The 6,290-nt window shown below is 68.5% G+C and carries 5 protein-coding genes; 3 read left to right on the top strand and 2 right to left on the bottom strand.

The window, feature by feature from the left end:
• A partial coding sequence (locus tag JYJ84_RS25805) for a phosphocholine-specific phospholipase C (RefSeq protein WP_205189599.1) occupies positions 1-2,325 on the bottom strand: 2,325 nt, incomplete at its 3' end.
• A gap of 582 nt (positions 2,326-2,907) precedes the next feature.
• Between JYJ84_RS25805 and JYJ84_RS25800 the strand changes: the two genes are divergently transcribed.
• The 3 genes from JYJ84_RS25800 to JYJ84_RS25790 all read left to right on the top strand — a co-directional run bounded on the left by JYJ84_RS25800 (position 2,908) and on the right by JYJ84_RS25790 (position 5,720).
• Positions 2,908-3,408, top strand: coding sequence for a GNAT family N-acetyltransferase (locus JYJ84_RS25800; RefSeq protein ID WP_122948273.1), 501 nt, complete (start codon positions 2,908-2,910; stop codon positions 3,406-3,408).
• Positions 3,409-3,681: 273 nt separating this feature from the next.
• Positions 3,682-5,280 carry a thioredoxin family protein gene (locus JYJ84_RS25795; protein WP_122948272.1) on the top strand — a complete coding sequence of 533 codons (1,599 nt, stop codon included), beginning with the start codon at positions 3,682-3,684 and terminating at the stop codon, positions 5,278-5,280.
• Between the two features lie 74 nt (positions 5,281-5,354).
• Positions 5,355-5,720: a 5-carboxymethyl-2-hydroxymuconate Delta-isomerase gene (locus JYJ84_RS25790; RefSeq protein WP_164462751.1), complete on the top strand. Its 366-nt coding sequence runs from the start codon at positions 5,355-5,357 to the stop codon at positions 5,718-5,720.
• A gap of 77 nt (positions 5,721-5,797) precedes the next feature.
• Here JYJ84_RS25790 and JYJ84_RS25785 read toward each other — a convergent pair whose 3' ends face one another.
• Complete coding sequence (locus tag JYJ84_RS25785; protein WP_122948270.1) at positions 5,798-6,061, bottom strand: DUF4148 domain-containing protein; 264 nt, start codon at positions 6,059-6,061, stop codon at positions 5,798-5,800.
• Between the last annotated feature and the right edge of the window lie 229 nt (positions 6,062-6,290).

Below are 6,290 nucleotides of genomic sequence, written 5' to 3'. Positions count from 1 at the left end.
CGGGTCGCTGACCGAGTGGCGGCCGGTTTCGACGCGGCCGGCCACGCGGCGCGAGAAACTCGCGTCGCTGTCCGCGGTGACGACGAAGTCGTACCAGTGGCCGGTCGAGTCGAGCGTCCAGTGCAGTTCGGCCTGGTCGCCGGCGCGCACCGTGACCGTCCACGTGGTACCGGTGCCGTGATCGTGGCCGTGCCCCTGGCTGTTGCCGTTCTCGTTGCCCTGGCCATGACCGCGATCGTCGTGTGCGCCGCGGCCGGACAGCGGCCCGTAGACCTGGTTCGACTTCACGGTGAAACGCACCGTGCCGCCGCCGTGGTTGCGCAGCTTCAGGTGGAGGTTGCCGCTTGCGCCCGCATAGCCGACGCGAACTTCCGGATGGGGCGCGCGGGCACCGGCCAGGCGGCTCAGGTCGCCGGTGAAGCGGCGGTGATAGCCATTCGGGCCCAGCACCCACAGGTCATATTTACCGCCATTGTCGGCGCGCGCGGCCCAGTCGCCGCGCAGCGTCTTGCCCGGCTCGACGGCGTAGCGCTGCGGCAGGCGGTCGAGATTCAGCTTGTCATAGACGTGAAACACGGCGGCGGCGCGGCCCGTGTTCGCGAACTTCAGCGTGACCGTGCCGCTGCCGGCATCGGCCTGTGCGCTCGCATGCAGTTCGTAAGGCAACGCGCGCGACGGGCGCACACCGGTGGCCTGGGCGGGCAGCGACGGCGCGGCCGGCGGCACGTTCTTCGGCGCGGCCTGCTGCGCGGCGCTCAGCGCGTCGACCTGGCCTTTGGTCGTATGGCCCGCGAGCGTCGGCAGCGGTTCGTTGTTCGGCGAGCGGAAGTTGAACGCGCTCGTCAGGTCGCCGCACACCGCGCGGCGGTACGCGCTGATCTGCGGCTCCGCGACGCCGAAGCGTTTTTCGAGGAAGAGCAGCGTCGACGTATGGTCGAACACCTGCGAGTTGACCCAGCCGCCGCGGCTCCACGGCGACACGATCCACATCGGCACGCGCGGGCCCGGGCCGTACGGACGGCCGTCGGTCGCCGGCTGGCTCGCCGTGGCCGGCGTGAAGTCGTGGTACTCGGCGGCGACGTCGGCGGCCGCCAGCGTATGGCCACCCGCGAGCGTGCCGTCGGCGTTGCGCGACGGCACGGCCGGCGACGGCATGTGGTCGAAGAAGCCGTCGTTCTCGTCGTAGTTGACCAGCAGCACGGTCTTGCTCCACACCTCCGGGTTTGCCGTCAGCGCATCGAGCACGGCCTGCACGTACCAGCCGCCCTGTGCCGGGCTCGACGGCCCCGGGTGTTCGCTGTACACGGACGGGGGGATGATCCACGACACCTCGGGCAGCGTGCCGTTGCGGATGTCGTCGCGGAACGATTCGAGGAAGCCGTACGGCATCGTGTTGCCGAACCCTTTCGCGAGCGGGCTCAGCGGATCGTCGATCGCCGGATCGTAGAACGCGCCGGCCGCCGTCACGGGCTGCGTGATGTCCGTCGATGCGACATACGCCGGCCGGCGTGCGGGCGGCATCTGCTCGATCGCCGCGCGCCAGTGGCGAAAGCTCATCATCTCGTTGCAGCCGAAGTTGTCGATCAGGCTCTGGTAGACCTTCCAGTTCACGCCGGCCTGCTGCAGCCGGTCGGCGTAGGTGGTCCAGGTCCAGCCCTGGCTCGACGGGCCGATGTCGTTGCCGCCGTTGAACTGGTTGTTCAGCGCGGCGATCTTCACGCGGCTGCCGTCGGCCGGGCTGATGCCGTTCGGGCCGTTGGTGCCGCTCCAGTAGAACAGGCGGTTCGCGATCGTGCCCGTGTGCATCCCGCAGTGATAGTGGTCGCACAGCGTGAACGCATCGGCGAGCGCGCGCTGGAACGGGACTTCCGCCGCGTCGTAGTAGCCCATCGACAGCGGCGTCTTCGCGTCGGGCCAGCGGTTCATCCGGCCGTGGTCCCACGCGGCCTGCGCATCGGCCCACGTGTGCGGCGTGCCGCCCGCGCGCTGTGCGTTGCCCTGGCTCGCGTCGAGGTGATACGGCGTGACGGTGGTGGCGGGCGTCGGCTTCGTGTACGTCTGGTAGAACACGTTGCGGCCGTTCGGCGACGGCACCGCAAAGCGGTCGCCATACCCGCGCACGCCCTTGAACGTGCCGAAGTAGCTGTCGAATGCGCGGTTCTCCATCATCAGCAGCACGACGTGCTTCACGTCCTTGATGGTCCCCGTTTCGTGAAACGCGGGAATCGCGAGCGCGCGGCGGATGCTCGGCGGAAACGCGGACAGCGCGGCGGCGGCGAGGCCGGAAGTGGCGGTCTGCTGGAGGAATTTGCGGCGTGACGTCATGGCGTTCGGGTCCTGTGATGATGGGAGCGTTCGTGACTTCGTCTGGTGGCGCCCGGGCGTCGCCCCCCCTGGGACGATTCGCGCGGCGTGTGCGTTCGAGTGCAGCGGCCGCGCGTGGCGGAGGTGCGCGCATCTCGCGCGATGCGTGATGTCGCGCGGATGCCTTGGCCATTGCCGCGATCCTGCGCGACGCGCGCTCGTGATGCGCGGGCCAGGACGTCGGCACACACCGGCCCGGCGCATGCCGGGTTGGGCGGCGCCCAGTCTAGGGAGACGACGTGACGTCGACGTGATGAACGCATGACATCGCATGTCGCTTGCGTGACGTTGCGTGCGCAACGAGTTGTTCAGGCGCGATGCGCGGCTGAAAAAGGTCGGGAATTACCGATCGCCGCATGCGTAGCCGGTCAAAATTTGCCGGGTTCCGTTCGAATCGGGTGGCGAAGTTCGTTGCGGGGGCAACATGACGCGCGACGACGTGACGACCATGTTTCAAATGCGTGAAATCGGATAAGCTCGACACATTGCTGCGCGTACGCGCAGTCCACGCCTTCAGCGCGAATTTTCGGAACCGGCCCACCCATGACCGACATCAAGATCCGGCACAGCGAGACGCACGACGTCGACGCGATCCGGCAGATCGCCGCGCATCCCGCGGTGTACGCGAATACGTTGCAGCATCCGTTTCCGTCTCTCGAGAAATGGCAGCAGCGGCTCGATGGCGTGCGCGAGCGCGGCATGAGCCTCGTCGCCGAAATCGACGGCGTCGTGGTCGGCCATCTCGGCCTGAATCTCGAGCCGAATCCGCGGCGGCGTCATGCGGCGGGGCTCGGCATGATGGTCGACGCGGCGCATCACGGGCGCGGCGTCGGCAGCCGGTTGCTCGCGGCCGCGATCGATCTCGCGGAAAACTGGCTGAACGTCACGCGTCTCGAGCTGACCGTGTTCACCGACAACCGCGCGGCGATCGTGCTCTACGAGAAGCACGGTTTCCGGATCGAGGGCGAATCGCCGGGCTATGCGTTGCGTGACGGCGTGCATGAGTCCGTGTATCACATGGCGCGGATCAAGGCACGGCAGTGAAGGCTCGGCCGACGCATATCCGATAGCCCACGCGGCCGCGCTGCCGAGCGTCATATTCATTCGAGAATTCGTTCGTTTTCTGCCGGCGGTGCCCGTCATATCGTTGAACGATTTGCCGGCACGCCTCGGCCGGCGTGCGCTTTTCCGTAACGATCCTGCGCGGCGTTGCACGTCGGCTCGCTTCATCGTCATCGCTTCCTGGCCAAGGCATCACGGCCATCGCTTCGCATGCCGCACCTTCCCGCAACCGCCTCTTTCAACGGACCCGCTTCGATGAAATCCGCCTTCCGGAATCTGACTGCTGCCTGCCTGTTCGCCGCCGCGGGTGCGGCGTTTGCCGCTGCGACGCCCACGGGCGCCCCGGTGGCGAGTGCGTCGCCCGACGGCGCGCATCTGCCGCCCGGCATCGCATGGCAGCACGGCGATGTCGATGCCGCGTTCGCGTTGGCGAAGCGCACCGGCAAGCCGCTGCTGCTCTACTGGGGCGCGGTGTGGTGCCCGTCGTGCAACCAGGTGAAGTCGACGATCTTCAGCCAGCAGGCATTCAAGACCCGCTCGTCGTTCTTCGTGCCCGTGTATCTCGACGGCGATACCGAAAGCGCGCAGAAGCTCGGTGAGCGTTTCAAGGTGCATGGCTATCCGACGATGATCCTGTTCCGTCCCGACGGCACCGAAGTGACGCGGCTGCCGGGCGAAGCCGATCTCGACCGCTACATGCAGGCGCTGTCGCTCGGGATGACGGCTGCGCATCCGGTGCGGCAGACGCTCGCGACCGCGCTGAAGAATGGTGCATCGCTGACACCGGACGAATGGCGCCTGCTGGCCGACTATTCGTGGGATACCGACGGTGCGTTGCCGGTGCCGGCCGATCGCGTCGCCGAGACGCTGCAGTCGCTCGCGCAACGCGCGCGGGCGGCCGGCGCGAAGGCCGAATCGGCGCGCTTCGCGCTGAAGTCGGCCGTGGTCGCCGCGTCCGACGATCCCGCGCAGGCCGGCGCGCTCGACAAGGCGGCGCTTGCCGATTCGCTGCGCACGGTGCTGCAGGATCCCGCATGGTCACGGGCCGATTCGGACGTGCTGGTCGCGGCGCCCGCGCGCGTGGTCGCGTATCTCGGCGGCGGCGGCGACGCGCAGCGCGCGAAATTGCGCGGCGCGTACGACGCGGCGCTTGCGCGGCTGTCGACCGACACCACGCTGTCGTCGATCGACCGGCTGATGGCACTGCACGGCCGCGTGCTGCTCGCGCGCGGCGATGCGCCCAAGGGCACGCCGCTGACTGCGCCGGCGCTGGCCGATACCGCGCGCAAGCAGATCGCCGCGTCGGTGCAGGGCGCTGCGAATGCCTACGAGCGGCAGGCGCTCGTCAGCGAAGGCGCGGACACGTTGACCGACGCGGGCCTGTACGACGAGTCGGATGCGTTGCTGAAGGCCGAGTTGCCGCGTTCGTCCACCCCGTACTACTTCATGTCCGGGCTGGCCGCGAATGCGAAAGCGCGTGGCGACAAGGCCGCGGCGCTCGACTGGTACCGCAAGGCATACGACGCGGCGAGCGGGCCGGCGACGAAGCTGCGCTGGGGCGCGACCTATTTTGCGAATGCGGTCGAACTGGCGCCGGACGATTCGGCGCGCATCGAAGGGATTGCCGCGAGCGTGCTCGCGCAGGCCGACAAGACCCGGGACGCGTTCTACGGCGCAAACCTGCGCGCGTTGACCAAGGTCGTCACGCAGCTGAACCGCTGGCGCGACAGCGGCGCGCACGACGCATCGGTCAGGTCGATCGCGAAGCAGTTCGGCGGCATCTGTGGGAAACTGCCCGCCGGCGATCCGCAGGCAAGCGCCTGCGAGCGCCTGATCCAGCCGGTCAAGGCATAGCATCCGGTGGCACTGCGTGAGCTTTCGGGATGCCGGCCGGCGCTTTTCCCGATACCAACGAGGCCACCGACACCATGCCCCATCTGACGCTCGAATATTCCGCGAACCTCGACGGGTTCGACGCCGGCGCGACCCTGCGCGCGCTCAATGCCGTCCTTGCCGCGTCCGGCCATTTCGACGAGCTCGACATCAAGAGCCGTGCGCTGCGGTTCGATACCTTCGCGGTCGGCACGTCGCCGGCGCCGCGTGCGTTCGTCCATGCGAAGCTCGCGGTGCTGAGCGGCCGGACGACCGACGTCAAGCGCCAATTTTCGGAGCAGGTGCTGGCGGAACTGAAGCGGCACGTCGTCGCGCCGCCCGGCACGCACCTGCAACTGTGCGCGGAAATACTGGAACTGGAGCGCGAGTCCTACGCGAAAGCGAGCATCGAGCCGCAGTGACCGGGCAGGGCGGTGCGCGCTGCGCGGGCCGGGAACGCGGCGCTGGCGCGAGCGCGGTTCACGGGTTCGACACCGGGCTATTGGCCCGTGGAGTACGCGCCGCGATTGCCGTAGCCGGCGTCCGTGGCCTGCGGCGCGCCCTGTTGCCGGGCGATCTTCGCCTCGGCGGCATGAATGCTGGCAGGGTAGAACCAGTCGCTCGGCTGGAAGCCGGCTTTTTTCAGCGCAACCACTTCTGAATGAACTTCGGCGCGTGTGAGCGGCGAGTTGGCTTGCGCCTGCGCGGCGACGGGAGCGGCGAATGCGGCCGCGAGGGCGATCGTGCGGATCAGCGGGTTCATGAGTGGATACCTCCAGGTTTTCGACGGTGCCGATCGCACACGGTGACCGTCGAAACCAGTGTAGGCCTCGCCCGGCTCGCGAAAAATGCCGCTACGCCCAACGTAGTGTTCTGCGGAAGACAACAATGAGCGAGCCGTCGAGCGTGCCTGAACGGCGCCCGGCAAAAAGGGGAGGAGCGGGGAGAAGCCGGCCGCATCGACGGCGCCGGGGGGGGGGGGGGGGGGGGGC

This window comes from Burkholderia sp. LMG 13014, assembly GCF_905232215.1.
In the GTDB taxonomy this organism is placed as follows: domain Bacteria; phylum Pseudomonadota; class Gammaproteobacteria; order Burkholderiales; family Burkholderiaceae; genus Burkholderia.
This window is presented reverse-complemented; position numbering and strand designations above follow the sequence as displayed.

Bases quoted from the DNA above. Each gene is read 5' to 3' on its own strand.
- JYJ84_RS25800 (WP_122948273.1), top strand. From the start codon at position 2,908: ATGACCGACATCAAGATCCGGCACAGCGAGACGCACGACGTCGACGCG.
- JYJ84_RS25795 (WP_122948272.1), top strand. From the start codon at position 3,682: ATGAAATCCGCCTTCCGGAATCTGACTGCTGCCTGCCTGTTCGCCGCC.
- JYJ84_RS25790 (WP_164462751.1), top strand. From the start codon at position 5,355: ATGCCCCATCTGACGCTCGAATATTCCGCGAACCTCGACGGGTTCGAC.
- JYJ84_RS25785 (WP_122948270.1), bottom strand. From the start codon at position 6,061: ATGAACCCGCTGATCCGCACGATCGCCCTCGCGGCCGCATTCGCCGCT.